Raw genomic sequence first — 15,351 nt, forward strand, 5'->3', positions numbered from 1 at the left:
ATGCCCGACCCCGACCTCTGCCGACGCTGCGGCCGATGCTGCTACGCCAAGCTCATCCTCAACGGGGAGATCGTCTACACCCCGTTCCCCTGCCCGTACCTGGACGAGGCGACGCGCCTGTGCACGGTCTACGAGCGCCGCCACGCCGTGAACCCTGACTGCCTGCCCGTGGAGATGGGGATTCGCCTGGGCGTGTTCCCCCCCGACTGCCCCTACGTGAGCAGCCTGCCCGACTACGTGCCGCCGCGCCTGGGCATGACGCCCGAGGAGATCGAGGCCTACGCCGACGAGATCCGCGAGCTTCAAGACGCCGTTCGCGCCCCGGCGAACTCTCGCCTGCCCCGAGCCGTGCCGACGGGGCGCAAGCGCTCTGCGCCGTAGCAGGGTCGTCGCCCCACGCAGGGCGCTCGCCTATCGCGCCTCGCCCCCGATGAGGCCGCGGAGCACGGCGTTCAGTTCCTCGATGGCGTACGGCTTGCGCACCACGGCCTGGAAGCCGTGTTCGCGGTAGCGGGCGAGCACGGCCTCGTCAGAGTAGCCGCTGCACACAACGGCCTTGACGCCGGGGTCCAACGCGCGCAGGCGCTCCAGGCACTCCTCGCCCCCCATGCCGTCGGGCACCGTGAGGTCGAGAATCACAACGTCGAACGGGCGGCCGGCGTCCCGGGCTTGGGCATAGAGTTCCACGGCCTGGGCCCCGTCGCGTGCGCACTCCACCTCGTAGCCGTGGTCGCGCAGGAGGCGCCGGGCGCCCCGCCGGATGATCTCGTCGTCGTCCATCAGCAGGACCCTCCCTGGGGCCGCGTGTTCGGCGGTCGGCGGTGCGGGGAGCGCGTCGGCGGCGGGAAGGTAGACGAGGAAGAGGGTGCCGGACCCGGGCTCGGACTGGACTTCGATGCAGCCCTTATGCTTCTTCACGATGGCGTAGGAGGCGGCGAGGCCGAGCCCGGTGCCGCCCTCCTTGGTGGAGAAGAACGGCTCGAACATTCGCGGCAGCAGTTCGCGCGGGATGCCGGGCCCGTGGTCGCGCACGGTGACACGCAGGTAGCGCCCCTCGGCCAGGGGGAGCAGGTGGGTCTGGTCCACCACGAAGTTCCGCGCCTCGACGTGCACGGTGCCGCCGCCGGGCATGGCCTGGCGCGCATTGAGGAGGAGGTTCTGGAAGACCTGGCCGATCTGCTGCGCGTCGGCGAGGGCGGGCCACAGGTCGTCGGGGATGTCGAGGTCGCAACGGGTGCCGGAGCCGGGCAGCACGAGGTCGGCCGTCTCGCGCAGGATCGGGCCGAGGACCACGGGCTGGCGCACGGGGGCGCCGCCAGCCGAGAAGGTGAGGAGGCGCTGGGTGAGGCCCTGGGCGCGCAGCGCGGCGCGGGTGGCCTCGGCCAGCGCGCGCGTGAGCGCGCCCTGGCGCGGCGAGCGCTGGCGCGCCACGGCCAGGTGAGTGAGCACGCCGGCGAGCAGGTTGTTGAAGTCGTGCGCGATGCCCCCCGCCAGCAGGCCGATGGAGTCGAGCTTCTGGGCCTTGAGCGCCTCGGCCTCCAGCCGCCGCCGCTCGGTGATGTCGTGGATGACGGTGACCACGCGGACCACGCGCGAGCCTTCGAGGATGGGGATCTTGCGGGTCTCGGTGGTGACCTCCCGGCCGCCGAGGGCGCTGGTCTCTTCGGTGACCAGCGTCTCGGCCGTCTCGAACACGAGGGCGTACTCGTCGCGGACCCGCGGCGGGAGGAAGGGGAACACTTCGAAGAGCGGGGTGCCGGGCCTGGCCTCGATGTGAAGTCCCAGCTCCCGCACCCAACCCTCGAAGCGGCGGTTGATCAGCACCAGCCGCAGGTCGGTATCCACCACGTGCACGGCGTCGGCCAGAGAGTCGAGGGTCGAGCGGTACTGGAGCTCGGCCACGCGCAGCGCCTCTTCGGCCCTCCGTTGCTCGGTGACATCGCGCCAGATGGCCAGCACGAAGCCCCGGCCGCCCAGCGCGACGGGCCGCGCGCTCACCTGCACGTCGCGCACGGCGCCGCCCTTCGTGCGCAGGCGGGTGTCGAAGATGTCGCCGCCTCGCTCGACGATCCGGCCCACGTGGACGGCCACTTCTTCGGGCGACTCGACGGCCTCAATGTCCTGGATCGTGATCTTCGCGAACTCGTCGCGCGAGTAGCCGACGATCTGGAGGGCCTTGTCGTTGAACTCCACCATTTCGCGCGTGCGCGCGTCGTAGAGCACGACTCCGTCGGAAGCCTGCTCGAAGATGGCGCGGAATCGCGCCTCGGAGGCGCGGAGCGCGGCCTCGGCCGTCTTCTGCTCGGTGATGTCGCGCATCGTGGCCACGATGCCGGCGGGCTCGCCGGCGTCGTTGCGCACGAGCGCGTTGTGCATCAGGGAGGGGAATGGCGTGCCATCGCGCCGCGCGTGCCACACCTCTCCCACGGACGAGCCGGTCGCCAGGATCTGTCGGAGGTCGGCCTCCACGGCCCGCATCTGCTCCGGGGTGTGGAAGATGGAGAGATGCCGGCCCATCGCCTCGTCGGGGCGATAGCCGTGCATGGCGGCGAAGGCCTCGTTGATGAAGAGGATGCGGCCCTGGAGGTCCGCCACGGCGATGCCTTCGGAGCTCTGGGCCACGGCCGACGAGAGCAGGCGAAGGCGCTCCTCGCGCGCCTTGCGCTCGGAGATGTCGCGCACCATGGCGAGCACGCACGCGCGGCCGCCGATGGTGGCGCACTTGAGGCTCACCTCCACCCAGAAGGGCACGCCCGACTTGTTCCGCACGCGCCACTCGAAGAGCTGCGGCTCGCCTTCGGCGGCGCGGCGGAAGCGCTCGTAGGCCGCTGCCGGCGTGAAGGGCGGATCGCCCGAGCTGAACGCGCCGGCCCGCCGGCCGCGGAGCTCCTCCAGCGTGTAGCCGTAGAGCTCGCACAGGGTGAGGTTGGCGTCCAGAATCTCGCCCGTGCCGGCGTCGTGCACGAACACCCCGTCCTGCACGGCGTTGAAGATCTCGCGGTAGCTGGCCTCGGAGGCCCGGAGTGCGTCCCCGGCGGTTTCCTGGCTGCGCATCAGGTCGCGGGAGACGCCCAGGACCATGGTGACCTGCCCCTCCGCATCCCGAAGGGGGATCAGCCGTGTGCTGATCCAGGTGGAGCCGGCGGGGTAGATGATGCGATCGTTGCGCGAATAGGGCTCGCCGGTGCAGAAGGCGTGCTGAAGGCTGCGCTGCTGGGCTCGCGCGATGGCGGGCGGGAAGAGCTCGGCCCGCGGCCTGCCGATGAGGGCCTCCGGGGCGCAGCCGAAGAGGGACGCGGCCGCGGGGTTCACGTAGCGCACGCGGTCCTCGCGGTCGATCACGAAGATGATGTCGTCGGAAGCCTCGACGAGCGTCTGATACAGCGCGGCAAGCATGCCCGTGCTGCCCCGGTCCCCGCTGCCGGGGGCCGGCGGCGATGCGCTCTGCCCCGCCGGGCCTCGTGACACGCGCCTGCCTCCTGAGGGATGGACCCGTGGCCTCGTTTCCTGATTATAGCCTGTGTGGCCCCTCAGCGTCAATCGGTGCACAAAAAACTCTTGCCGCTCCCCGCCGAAGTTGGTATCATGCGGTTTCCTTTGGCTGCCATCCACGTCCCCCGATTCCCAAGGAGACAGGCGGAAGCGATGAAGCTGGTACTCGGATTGCCCAAGGGAAGCCTCCAGGACGCCACTTTCGAGCTCATGGGGAAGGCGGGCTTCCACGTGGCGTGCGGCAGCAGGTCCTACTTTCCGTCGGTGGACGACCCGGAACTCAACCTGGTGCTGTTCCGCGCCCAGGAGATGGCGCGCTACGTACAGGATGGCGTGCTGGACGCGGGCCTGACGGGCCGCGACTGGGTGGTGGAGAACGACGCCCGCGTGGTGGAGGTGGGCGAGCTGCGCTACGCCAAGCAGCGCCTGAGCCCCGTGCGCTGGGTGCTCGCCGTGCCCGAGGACTCGCCGGTCCAGAGGGCCGAGGACCTCCAGGGCAAGCTCATCGCCACCGAGCTGGTGGGCACCACGCGCAAGTATCTGGCCGCCAAGGGGATCGAGGCGAAGGTCGAGTTCTCATGGGGCGCCACCGAGGCTAAGGCGAACCTGGTGGACGCGATCGTGGAACTCACCGAGACCGGCTCGAGCCTTCGCGCCCACAAGCTGCGCATCGTGGACACGGTGATGGAGTCAGTCACCGTGCTCATCGCCAACCCGAAGGCGTGGGATGACCCCTGGAAGCGCTCGAAGATCGAGAGCATCCACCTCCTCGTGCAGGGCGCCATCGTGGCCCGTGAGAAGGTGTGCCTGAAGCTCAACGCGCCGCAGGAGAGCCTCGACGCCGTGTGCGCCATCCTGCCCGCGCTGCGCAAGCCCACCATTTCGCAGCTCTCGGAGGAGGGCTGGTACGCGCTGGAGACCATCGTGGATGAGAACGTGGTGCGCCACCTGATCCCCGAGCTCAAACGCGCGGGGGCCGAAGGCATCATCGAGCTGCCGCTGAACAAGATCATCCCGTGAACCCTCCGGAGGCCGTCGCGTGCTCCGCATCGCCGCCCCCCTCGTGCTGACGCTCCTGTGCCTGCGGGCCCAGGCCGCCGAAGCCCCTCCCGCGAAGGCCGAGGCCCCGCCGGTCGCGGCCGAGACCCTCGTGCTCTTCGCCGAAGGAGTGCAGCTCAAGCTCCAGGAGAAGTACGCCGAGGCGATCGAGAAGTTCGCCCAGGTGGTGGCGCGCGACAAGGAGTCGGCCGAGGCGTACTTCGAGATGGGCTTCTGCCACTACCGCCTCGGCAAGAGCCAGGAGGCCGCCGCCGCACTCAAGCGCGCCCTCGAGCTCGACCCTGAGAATGGCCCGGCGCACGAGACCCTCGCCTTCGTCTACAACGCCATGGGTGCGCGCGACAAGGCCCTCGACGAGCTCGAGGCCGCCGCCCGCGCCGCCAAGCGCCCCAGAAACCACGAGGGCCTCGTCCAGCGCATCGCCTGGATCTACGAGCGCCAGGGCGACTACAAGAACGCGATCAAGTGGTACCAGTACCTGCTCGATTGCGGCTACCGCGACCGCAAGAGCTACCTCGCCCTCGGCATCCTGCAACTCAAGTCGAAGCTCTACGAGGACGCGCTGGCCAGCTTCCGCGAGGTCATCCGCCGCACCTCGTCGGAGGAGCCCGCGGTGGACGACGTGGCCGCCGCCTACGGCCAGCTCACCGAGGCCGAGCGCGCCGAGGCCCTGCGCCGCCATGAGGCGACAGCGGCAAACTCCGACGATCCGGCCACCCTCGAAGCCCTGGCCCTCGCCTACCAGGCCGCCGGGCGCACGGACGAGATGCTCCGCACCCTCGAGCGCGCCGCCAGCGTCGCGTCGGCCCGCACCGAGACCCAGAAGGAGTTTCTCGCCGAGCATTTCGAGGAGGCCGGCGACCTGCCTCGCGCCATCGAGTGGCGCCTCAAGATCCTCGCCAGCCGCAAGAACCCGCCGGCCGAGGGCTTCCTCCGCCTCGCCGCCCTCTACGCCAAGCACGAGGAGATGGAGAAGGCCGCCGACGCCTTCCGCAAGGCCCTCGCCGCCGAGCCTCGGCGCCGTGACCTGCTGACCCGCGTGGCCGACTGCTATGCGGAACTCTACCAGTGGGACAGGGCGGCGGCCGTCCTCGAAGAGTTCCTCAAGGACCGCGAACTCGGCCCCGCCGATGCCGAGGCCGTGTTCGACCTCGCGCAAGTCTACGAGCAGGCCGGCAAGGCGGACCTGGCCAAGGAGCGCAAGGCCCAGGCCTTCGGGCTCCTGGCCGCGGCCGTCGGCAAGAGCCAGAACAAGGCCACCGAGGCCCAGCTCCACCTGAGCCTCGCCGAGCTCTACTACAACGACAAGCAGCCCGACAAGGCCCTCGGCTACCTGCTCATCGCCCAGCAACTCGACGATGCCGACCCCAGGAAACTCCTTCTCCTCGCCGGCGGCTACAAGCGGGTCCAGAACTGGACCGAGGCCGCCGCCACCCTCGAGAAGTACCTGGAGAAGGACAGCAAATCGTTCGCCGCAGCCGCGGCCCTCTACGAAATGTCCACCTGCCTGGCGTGCGCCGGCAAGGCCGAGGCGGCCGAGGCGGCCCGCGAGCGCGCCGCCAAGCTGCTTCTCGACCTCGCCGAGGCCAGCCGCAACGATGCAGCCCGGGCCGCCGTGCAGTTGCAGCTCGGCGAGATGGACCTCCAGCGCAACCAGCCGAAGACCGCCACCGAGCACCTCCTCGAAGCCTTGCGCCTGGACCCCAAGCAGTCGCTCGCCCATCTCCACCTGGCCCAGTGCTACCAGATGCTGGGCGACTGGAGCCGCGCGGCCGCGCACACCAAGAGCTATCTGGACGCCACCGGGGGCGGCGAGGCCCGCGCCCGAATCCTCTATCGCCTGGGCGTGGCCCAGACCCGCAGCGGGCAGCCCGACCTCGGCAAGCAGAACAAGCTCCAGGCCATCCAGCTTCTCACCGAGGCGCTCGCCACGCTCGAGAGGGAGCAGCGCGGCACCCCGACCCACAAGGCCGAGATCTACCGCGACCTCGCCGGACTCTACGCCGGCGAGAAGGACCTGGCCAAGGCCCTCGACGCCATCCAGCGCGCCATCCAGCTCGCCCCGGCGGCCAAGCGCGCCGACTACCAGCTCGTGCTCGCCTCGCTGCTCGACGACCTCAAGCGCCACGACGAGAGCGAGAAGGTGCTCCTCGAAGCCTACAAGGCCGAGCCGACCAACCCCTCGGTGCTCAACCACCTGGGCTACTTCTACGCCGAGCGCGCCAAGAGCCTCGACCAGGCCGTGGACCTGGTGAAGAAGGCCCTGCACTACGAGCCGCTCAACGGCGCCTATCTCGACAGCCTCGGCTGGGCCTACTACCAGCAGGGCAAGCACCAGGAGGCGCTCGAGCTTCTCCTGCGCGCGGTCCGCCATGAGGAGGACGCCGTCATCCGCGACCACCTCGGCGACGCCTATCACAAGCTGGGCAAGCTCGCCGAGGCCCGCGAGGCCTGGGCCCAGGCCCTCCTCCTCGACCCCGAGATCGAAGGCGTCGCCCAGAAGCTCAAGGACACCGAGCCCCCCGCGCCTCCCAAGGCGCCCGAGAAGGGCGAGAAGCCATGAGCCATCCTCTGCCGCCCGGCGGCCCCTGGCGCCGCTCCGCCCGCAGAAAGCCCCCTCCCCGGGACTGGGCTCACGCGAAGCTCCGGCGCCGGTAGCGCCCGGTCCTTCGCCCGGTCTCCCCGCACGACCCGTCTCAGGAGGTCCCGAAATGTCCGGTCACTCGCATTGGGCTACGATCAAACACAAGAAGGCCGCCACCGACGCCAAGAAGGGCAAGCTCTTCTCGAAGCTGGCCAAGGACATTATCATGGCCGCCCAGCAGGGCGGCGGCGACCCCGACGCCAATTTCTCGCTCCGGGCCGCCATTGACGCCGCCAAGGCCGCCAACGTGCCCAAAGACAACATCGAACGCGCCATCAAGCGCGGCACGGGCGAGCTGCCCGGCATCACCTACGAGCGCCTGACCTACGAAGGCTATGGCCCCCACGGCGTCGCCCTGCTTGTGGACGTGGTGACCGACAGCCGCAACCGCACGGCCTCCGAGCTCCGCAAGATCTTCTCGACCCGCGGCGGCAAGATGGAGGGCTCGGTCGCCTGGATGTTCGAGGCCAAGGGCCTCATCACCCTGCCCGCCGACGCCATCGCGGAGGACGAGCTGATGGAGTTGGTCCTCAATGCCGGCGCCGACGACCTGGTGCGCAGCGGCGACACGTACGAGATCACCACGTCGCCGCAAGAGTTCAACCGGGTCAAGCAGGCCCTGGCCGACCGCGGCCTCACCCCCGAGGTCGCCGAGCTCACGCGGCTGCCCCAGCAGCTCATCAAGCTGGAAGGCGAGGCCGCGCAGAAGGTCATGAACCTCCTCGAGGAGCTCGAGGACCACGACGACGTGCAGAACGTCTACACCAACTTCGATGCCCAGACCGAGGCCACGGCGGCCAAGTAGCCGCCCGCTGCCGCAACGAGGGTTCGGCGTTCGGGCCTCCCTCCGAGGCCCGACGCCTGAGCGCCCCGCCATGAGCACTGCCCCGCGCGAATCCCAGCGCTGCTCGCTCTGCCCGCGCGCCTGCGGCGCGCGGCGGGCCGACGGGCCGCTCGGCTACTGCCGCACCGGGGCCGGCTTCCATGTCGGCTCGATCTGCCTCCACCGCGGCGAGGAGCCCGTCCTCGGCGGCGAGCGCGGCCTGTGCAACGTCTTCTTCACCCGCTGCAACCTCCAGTGCGTCTACTGCCAGAATCACCAGATCAGCCGCAACCGCGGCCCGATCGTCGAGCACGAGCTCACCCTGGAGCAGGCCGTGGCCTGCATCGGGCGCGCGCTCGACACCGGCGCGCGGCACGTGGGCTTCGTGTCGCCCTCCCACTGCGTTCCGCAGATGCGCGCCCTCATCGCTGCCCTCCGCGGGCGCTCGCCGCGGCCCGTCTTCGTGATGAACACCAACGCCTACGACCGGGCCGACACGCTGGCCGCGCTCGAAGCCGAGGTGGACGTGTATCTGCCCGACCTGAAGTACCTGGATGCGGAGCTGGCGGGGCAGCTCTCCGATGCGCCCGACTACCCGGCCGTGGCGGCGGAGGCCCTGAGGGAGATGTACCGCCAGAAGGGATCGCGTCTGGTTCTGGACGCCGACGGCCAGGCGGTCGGCGGCCTCATCATCCGCCACCTGGTGCTGCCCGGGCACGTGGAGAACAGCCTCGCCTGCCTCCGCTGGATCGCCGATCACCTCTCCACCGACGTGTACCTGTCGCTCATGGCCCAGTACCGCCCCACGCCCGCGGTGGCCGGCCACCCGCATCTGGGCCGCTGCCTGCGGCCCGACGAGTACGAGGCGGTGTTGAGGGAGCTCGAGACGCTCGGCTTCTGGCGCGGCTGGACCCAGGCCCTCGAGAGCCGCGAGAGCTATCACCCCGACTTCGCCCAGTCGCACCCCTTCGAGTGGTGAAGGCGCCCGCGGAGCTTGCGCCAGCGCAGCCGCAGCACGGTGGTGAAGAGGCCGGCGATCTCGCGCCACGACATCTTGGTCTGCCCCAGCCGGCGATTCTCGAAGACGATGGGCACCTCGACGATGCGCGCGCCGGCGAGCTGCATGCGCCAGGTGATCTCCTCCTGGAACGCATAACCCTTGGCCACGATGTGATCGAGGTCCACTCGCCGCAGCGTGGCGACGCGGTAGCACTTGTAGGCGCCGCTGCAATCGCGCGGCCGGAGGCCGAGGAGAAGGCGCACGTAGGCGTTGGCGCCCCAGCTCATGAGCCGCCGCAGCCGGCCCCAGTTGCGCACACCGCCGCCCGGCACGTAGCGCGAGCCGAGGATGAGGTCGGCGTCGTCGCGGCGGGCCAGGATGTCGGGCAGGTAGCGCGGGTGGTGCGAGAAGTCGGCGTCCATGGTCACCACGAAGTCGTAGCCGTGTTCGATGGCGTGGCGCATGGCCGCCACGTGGGCGGTGCCGAGGCCGAGCTTGCCCGCGCGGTGAAGCACGCGGATGTTGCCGTGCGTTGCGGCCAGCTCGTCGGCGAGCTGGCCGGTGCCGTCGGGCGAATTGTCGTCTACCACCAGAATGTCGAGGTCGGGCAGGCCGAGCGCGAGAAGGGCCTGGACGAGGGCGGGGAGGTTCTCGCGCTCGTTGTAGGTGGCCAGCACGATGAGGGTGCGGGGCATGGGCGCGCTCTCACAGGCCCGCGGCAAATGCCTGGCAGGTCTCGTGGCAGCGAGCGGCCGCGTCGAACGGGTCGGCGGCCCACAGCTCGGGGTTGAACAGCTCGAGCGAGTAATAGCCGTCGTAGCCGGTCGCGGCGATGCGGCGGACGATCTCGCGGAGCGGGAAGGCGCCCTGGCCGGGCAGCACGCGGTCGCTGTCGCGCAGGAGCTCGCGCGGCAGGCAGCGCGCGTCGTTGAGATGCACGAAGGCGATGGGGGCGCCGCGGAGGGCGTCGAAGTCCTCCATCTTGCTGCGGCCGGCCCAGAAGTGGAAGCAGTCGAAGAGGATGCCGAGGTTGTGGTGGTCGGCGTCGTTCACCACTTTGGCGGCGGTGGCCAGGGTGCCGATGAAGGGGAAGCCGGCGACGAACTCGAGGGCCACGCCGAGGCCGAAGCTGCCGGCGAGGTCGCACACCTCGCGGGCCTGCTCGGCCGCGGTGTGGTAGTCGTCGAGGGTGGGGGCGGCGGGGCCGTCGCCCACGCACACGATGGCCCGCGCGCCGAGCTCCTGGCAGAGCTCGAAGCGGGCCTTGGCGGCGTCGAACGCCTTGCGCTTGGCGTCGCCGGTCGAGGTGAGCAGGCCGGCGACGTAGCAGGCGCCCGCGGCCTCGAGGCCGTGGTCCTTGAGCAGGGCGCGGGCGTCGGCGGCCGGGCGCCCCTCGGCGACGAACCTCTCGACGTGGGGCAGCCAGAGCTCCAGGGCGGTGAAGCCGGCCTTGGCGCTGGCCTCGACCGCAGTGGGCAAGTCGCGTTCGCCCAGGGTGATCGGGTTGAGGCAGAACTTCACAGAGGCATCTCCTCTTCAGAACAGCTTGGCGACTTCGTCGGAATCGAAACGGGGCAGCGGCTGGCGCTGGCCGCCTCGGCGGATGGTGACGCCCTCGGCCCGTTCGGTCATGCGGCCGATGCGTCGCGCGGCGATGCCGTCGGCGGTCAGGGCCTCGAGCGCGGCGGCCGTGTCGCCGGGCGCCGTCACCGCGAGCAGCGCCCCCGAGGCGATGAGGCCCAGGGGGTTCAGGCCGTAGTGGCGGCAGAGGGCCTCGGTTTCGGGGAAGAGGGTGATGGCGTCGGCCTCGACCTCGATGCCCAGGCCGGCGGCGTCGGCCAGCTCGTGGAGGCCGGTGGCGAGGCCACCCTCGGTGGGGTCGTGCAGGGCGTGGGGCTGCGCGGCGCGGCACAGGGCGCGCGCGTCGCGCAGCACGCTGAGGCCGGGAGTGTCGAGGTAGCCGCGCGCGCGGTCGAGCAGCGCGGGGTCCACGGCGCCCCGCAGTTCCGTCGCCCGCTCGCGGGCGATGAGGGCCGTGCCCTCGATGGCGATGCCTTTGGTGAGCAACACGTCGTCGCCCGCGCGGCTGCGGGTGTTGACGACGAGGCGGTCGGGCGCCACCTCGCCGAGCAGGTGGCCGATGACGAGCGGGCGGTCGAGGCCGTAGGTGACCTCGGTGTGGCCGCCGCACAGCGTGATGTCGAGGGCCTCGCAGGAGGCGGCCACGTCGCGGAAGATCGCCTCGACCAGCTCCTCGGTGGCCGCGCCCTCGGGCAGGAGCAGCGTGGCAAGGAAGAAGCGCGGCGTCGCGCCCAGGCAGGCCACGTCGTTGGCATTGATGTTGACGGCGTACCAGCCGATGCGGTCGGTGGCGAAGGTGATGGGATCGCTCTTGGCCACCACCACCTGTGCGCCGAAGGCGAGGGCCGCGGCATCGCGTCCGATGCCGGGGCGCACGATCACGCGCGGGTCGGCCCGGCACAGGCCGAGGAGCCGGGACAGAGCGGCGGCCGGCAGCTTCCCAACGGGCAGCGGCATCGGGCTTCCCAGGCGCCCCTGCCGCGCACCCTTGCGTCACGGGCGGGATGCCTGTGCCACCACCGCGAACGTGCGCGGTGGCACGGGCTTCCGGCCTGCGGTGGGCTCAGAGGCGCTCCACGCGGCGCGGCAGGCATCGGTTCTCTGAACGCCGGCATTATAAGGCGCGGCGCGGCATTTGCAAGGGCTTTCTGCGCAAGATTTTGCGGCGGGCCGGGGCCGCACGGGGCGGCCCCGTGGCGATTGCCGACAAGAAATTACACCTCGTGACAGCCTTCGCCCCGCCGCAGGATTGCATCGGGCTTGCCCTCATGCTACATTGGCCCCATACGATTCCCCTCCACGATCCGCGAAAGGAAGGACCATGACTTCCCGCCTCATTCATCTGGTTCTGGCGTCCGCCCTGGCCGCCGCGGCGTTCGCCGGCGAGGAGCCTGCGCCCGCTGCCGGCGGCGAGGGAGCCGAGATCTTCAACCTCGCCAACGGCTACATGGCCCGCAAGGAATACGAGCTGGCCGTAGAGACTTACGCGCGCCTGCTCAAGACCACGCCGCAGTTCGCCCAGGCCGCCCTCGCCCTCTATCGCCAGGGCTGGTGCCAGCACGCGCTCCAGCGCTACGACGAGGCCGCCGCCGCCTTCAACCGCCTGCTCAAGGAGTTCCCCGCCAGCGAGGACCTGCCCAAGGCCCTCTACCTGCTGGGCGACTGCTACCTGAAGCTGGACAAGCCGGCCGAGGGCGCCCAAGCCTTTCTCGATCTCGTGGCGAAGTCGCCGAAATACGCCTTCGCGCCCAACGCCCTCCACCGCGCGGGCGAGGCCCTGCTCAAGCTCAAGGAGTTCGACCGAGCCGCCAAGGCCTACGCCCAGCTCATCGCCGATTACCCCGACTACCAGCACATCCCCTACGCCCACTACTCGCTCGGCTGGTGCCGCTCGCAGCTCAAGGACCACAAGGGCGCGGCCGAGGCCTTCGGCGCCGTGGTGGCGAAGTTCCCCAAGTCGCCCGTCGCCGGCGAATCGCAGTTCCGCCTCGGCGAGGCCCTCCTCGAGCAGAAGGCCTACGACGAGGCCCGCGCCGCATTCAAGAAGGTCCTCGACGACTTCCCCGGCGACTTCAGCGACGATGCGCTGCTCGCCATCGGCCGCGCCTGGTTCGAGCAGGAGAAGTTCGCCGAAGCCGCGAAGGCGTTCCAGGATGCCGTCGCCCGCTTCCCCGAGAGTCCCGCGAAGCCTCAGGCCCTCTACGACGCGGGCAACAGCCTGCTGTGCGCCGGCAACGCCGAGGGCGCGCTCCAGGCGTTCGACGCCGCGCTCGCCGCCGCGCCCAACACCCCCCTTGCCGAGAAGGCCCGCTATGCCCGCGGCCACGCGCTCCTGCGCCTCAAGAAGCCCGACGAGGCCCTTGAGGCGTTCACCGAATCGCTGAAGGCTCCCAGCCTACATGAACTCCTGCCCCGCGTCGTCTTCAGCCTCGGCGAGGCCTGCTTCGCGGCCAAGCGCTACGACGAGGCGGCGAAGGCCTACGCCCAAGTCGTCGAAAAGCACGCCGATTCGCCCATCGCGGCCGACGCCCTAAGCGCGCTGGCCTTCTGCCGCCGCGACCAGGGCAAGCTCCCCGAAGCCATCGAGGCCGCCCAGCAGTTTGTCAAGAAGTACCCGCCCGATCATCCGCTCTTCAGGCCCACGCTCTTCGCCCTCGGCGACTTCCAGTTCGCCCACAAGGCCTACGCCGACGCCAAGGCCACCTTCCTCCGCCTCGCCGAGCTCGGCCCGCAGGCGCCCGGAGCCGCCGACGGGCCGGACAAGGCCGCCTGGACCCTCTACCGCCTCGGCTGGTGCCACCGCAACCTGGGCGAGCTCGACGACGCGGCCAAGGCTTTCGCCAGGCTCGTCGCCGAGCACCCCAAGAGCGACCTCGCGCCCGAGGGCCTCTGCCTCCTCGCCCACATCGCCGACGAGCAGAAGAAGCCCGACGCGGCCGCCGCCCTCTACGCTCGCTGCCTGAAGGAGTACCCCGAGAGCCCGTACGCCGCGTTGGCACTCCTCGACCTCGGCCTGCTCGAGTTCAACCGCAGGAGCTTCGCCGACGCCGCCCAGCACCTGGCCGCCTTCCTCGGCAAGCACCCCGACCACGCCAACGCTCCCGAGGCGCGCCTGCATCTCGCCGAAGCTCTTTACGAGACCAAGGCTTATGACGAAGCTCTCAAGCACTTCACCGCCTTCCTCGAGAAGTCGCCCGACCACAAGCTCGCCGCCCGCGCCCGCGACGGGCTGGCATGGTCCCACCGCAAGCTCGGCCAGCTCGACAAGGCCCTCGAAGCCTTCGCCGCCGTCGCCGCCCAGGACGCCAGGAGCGACCTCGCGCCCCAGGCCCTCTTCGCCGCCGCCACCATCCGCATGGAACAGAAGCAGCCGGCCGAGGCGATCAAGCTCTTCGCCCGCGTGGCGGCCGACTACCCGAACCACAAGCTCGCCACCGAGGCCGCCTACCGCGCCGCCTCCGCCCTCTACGCCGCCGACCAGTACGAGGAGGCCGCCAAGGCACTCCAGGCGTTCCTCGACAGGAATCCGAAGGGTGAGTTCACGGACGACGCGCTCTACGACCTGGCCTGGGCCAATCTCAAGCTCAACAAGCCCGACGCCAAGCTAGCCGCCCTCAACCGCCTGCTCAAAGAGTTCCCCGAGAGCAGCTTCGCGCCCAGCGCCCACTTCCTGCTCGGCGAGCACGCCTTCGATGCCAAGCAGTACGCGGACGCCGCGGCCCACTATGCCGCCTGCGCCCAGGCCGCCCAGGGCGAGGAACTGGCCAAGGCCCTCTATAAGCTCGCCTGGAGCCACTACCACGCCGAGAAGTGGGACGCAGCGGCCGCCGCCTTCGCCGACCTCACCGCCAAGGCCCCCGACAGCGCCTTCGCCGCCGAGGCCCCCGACAGCGCCTTCGCCGCCGAGGCCCACTACATGACCGGCCTCATCCTCCAGAGGCAGAACAAGCACGACGAGGCCCTGGCCGCTTTCCGCAGGACCCTCGACGCCAAGCCCTCGCCCAAGTACGACGAGCGCGCCCGCTACCAGATCGCCCAGTGCCAGCAGGCCGCGGGCAAGTGGGCCGACGCCCTCAAGCAGCACAAGGCCACGCTCGAGAAGTACCCCGAGGGCGAGATGAAGCTCGACCTCGTCTACGGCATCGGCCTCGCCAGCCAGCACCTCGGCGCCTACGCCGACGCCCAGGACGCCTTCCAGAAAGTCATCGCCGCCACCAAGACTGACCTTGCCGCCCGCGCGCAGTACGGTCTGGGCGAGTGCGACTTCCTCCAAGGCAAGTTCAAGGAGGCCCTTGCCAGTTTCCTCGCCGTCGAAATCAACTACAACGTCGAGGGGGCCCCCGAGGTCGTCGCGCCCTACAACAAGTGGCGGGCTGCCGCGCTCCTCAAGGTGATGCAGTGCCACCTCAAGCTCGGCAACCCCGACCGCGCGCGCGCCTACGGCAGCGAGCTGATCAAGAAGTTCCCCAACAGCGAGGCGGTTGCCGAGGCGAAGAAGCTGCTCGAAGGGCTCGACGCCGGCAGGCCCGAGGCCCCTGCCCCACCCAAGGCCGAGCCGGCCAAGGGCGATCAGTAGAGGCGGCTCCTCAGGGTCTGGCGATCCTGGCTCGACTGAGCTGGTGCAGGGCGTGAGCATGCCGGTTCCTGGCGGGCCTGGCGGTTACTCGGGAGCGCTGCACCGAGCGACTGGCGGGCGTCGCCTGTCCATGCTGTATCAACCCTGTGAGGAGGGAAGTGATACAGCATGGGTAG

General features: G+C 70.3%; 10 protein-coding genes. 6 read left to right on the forward strand and 4 right to left on the reverse strand.

The annotated features are described in order from the left end of the window. Nucleotides 1-381 carry a hypothetical protein gene (locus PLE19_10865; protein ID HPD15444.1) on the forward strand — a complete coding sequence of 127 codons (381 nt, stop codon included), beginning with the start codon at nucleotides 1-3 and terminating at the stop codon, nucleotides 379-381. Between the two features lie 30 nt (nucleotides 382-411). Here PLE19_10865 and PLE19_10870 read toward each other — a convergent pair whose 3' ends face one another. Then, nucleotides 412-3,468 carry a PAS domain S-box protein gene (locus PLE19_10870; protein ID HPD15445.1) on the reverse strand — a complete coding sequence of 1,019 codons (3,057 nt, stop codon included), beginning with the start codon at nucleotides 3,466-3,468 and terminating at the stop codon, nucleotides 412-414. Nucleotides 3,469-3,645: 177 nt separating this feature from the next. Here PLE19_10870 and hisG point away from each other — a divergent pair, with 177 nt between their 5' ends. From hisG to PLE19_10890, 4 genes are all read left to right on the forward strand, one after another. Next, nucleotides 3,646-4,512: an ATP phosphoribosyltransferase gene (gene hisG / locus PLE19_10875; protein ID HPD15446.1), complete on the forward strand. Its 867-nt coding sequence runs from the start codon at nucleotides 3,646-3,648 to the stop codon at nucleotides 4,510-4,512. Between the two features lie 19 nt (nucleotides 4,513-4,531). After that, nucleotides 4,532-7,114 carry a tetratricopeptide repeat protein gene (locus PLE19_10880; GenBank protein HPD15447.1) on the forward strand — a complete coding sequence of 861 codons (2,583 nt, stop codon included), beginning with the start codon at nucleotides 4,532-4,534 and terminating at the stop codon, nucleotides 7,112-7,114. Nucleotides 7,115-7,262: 148 nt separating this feature from the next. Next, nucleotides 7,263-8,000 (forward strand): YebC/PmpR family DNA-binding transcriptional regulator, encoded by a 738-nt coding sequence (locus tag PLE19_10885; protein HPD15448.1) that lies wholly within the window; start codon nucleotides 7,263-7,265, stop codon nucleotides 7,998-8,000. A gap of 70 nt (nucleotides 8,001-8,070) precedes the next feature. Next, nucleotides 8,071-8,997 (forward strand): radical SAM protein, encoded by a 927-nt coding sequence (locus PLE19_10890; protein ID HPD15449.1) that lies wholly within the window; start codon nucleotides 8,071-8,073, stop codon nucleotides 8,995-8,997. On the opposite strand, the gene PLE19_10895 is transcribed toward PLE19_10890, so the two are convergent. Genes PLE19_10895 through PLE19_10905 form a run of 3 tightly spaced genes read right to left on the reverse strand, consistent with a single transcriptional unit; the run spans nucleotide 8,958 to nucleotide 11,556 of the window. Then, nucleotides 8,958-9,713 carry a polyprenol monophosphomannose synthase gene (locus PLE19_10895; protein HPD15450.1) on the reverse strand — a complete coding sequence of 252 codons (756 nt, stop codon included), beginning with the start codon at nucleotides 9,711-9,713 and terminating at the stop codon, nucleotides 8,958-8,960. The two genes, PLE19_10890 and PLE19_10895, sit on opposite strands and share 40 nt — an antisense overlap. 10 nt (nucleotides 9,714-9,723) lie before the next feature. Beyond that, nucleotides 9,724-10,539, reverse strand: coding sequence for a sugar phosphate isomerase/epimerase (locus tag PLE19_10900; GenBank protein HPD15451.1), 816 nt, complete (start codon nucleotides 10,537-10,539; stop codon nucleotides 9,724-9,726). A gap of 15 nt (nucleotides 10,540-10,554) precedes the next feature. Beyond that, nucleotides 10,555-11,556: an AIR synthase family protein gene (locus tag PLE19_10905; GenBank protein ID HPD15452.1), complete on the reverse strand. Its 1,002-nt coding sequence runs from the start codon at nucleotides 11,554-11,556 to the stop codon at nucleotides 10,555-10,557. 364 nt (nucleotides 11,557-11,920) lie between these two features. Between PLE19_10905 and PLE19_10910 the strand changes: the two genes are divergently transcribed. Then, nucleotides 11,921-15,175 carry a tetratricopeptide repeat protein gene (locus PLE19_10910; GenBank protein HPD15453.1) on the forward strand — a complete coding sequence of 1,085 codons (3,255 nt, stop codon included), beginning with the start codon at nucleotides 11,921-11,923 and terminating at the stop codon, nucleotides 15,173-15,175. Nucleotides 15,176-15,351: the final 176 nt, after the last annotated feature.

It is taken from the genome of Planctomycetota bacterium, assembly GCA_035384565.1.
Lineage (GTDB): Bacteria > Planctomycetota > PUPC01 > DSUN01 > DSUN01 > DAOOIT01.

What these genes read in the sequence shown, in the direction of transcription:
- PLE19_10865 (HPD15444.1), top strand. Translation starts at nt 1, where the DNA reads ATGCCCGACCCCGACCTCTGCCGACGCTGCGGCCGATGCTGCTACGCC.
- PLE19_10905 (HPD15452.1), bottom strand. Translation starts at nt 11,556, where the DNA reads ATGCCGCTGCCCGTTGGGAAGCTGCCGGCCGCCGCTCTGTCCCGGCTC.
- PLE19_10890 (HPD15449.1), top strand. Translation starts at nt 8,071, where the DNA reads ATGAGCACTGCCCCGCGCGAATCCCAGCGCTGCTCGCTCTGCCCGCGC.
- PLE19_10910 (HPD15453.1), top strand. Translation starts at nt 11,921, where the DNA reads ATGACTTCCCGCCTCATTCATCTGGTTCTGGCGTCCGCCCTGGCCGCC.
- PLE19_10885 (HPD15448.1), top strand. Translation starts at nt 7,263, where the DNA reads ATGTCCGGTCACTCGCATTGGGCTACGATCAAACACAAGAAGGCCGCC.
- PLE19_10895 (HPD15450.1), bottom strand. Translation starts at nt 9,713, where the DNA reads ATGCCCCGCACCCTCATCGTGCTGGCCACCTACAACGAGCGCGAGAAC.
- hisG (HPD15446.1), top strand. Translation starts at nt 3,646, where the DNA reads ATGAAGCTGGTACTCGGATTGCCCAAGGGAAGCCTCCAGGACGCCACT.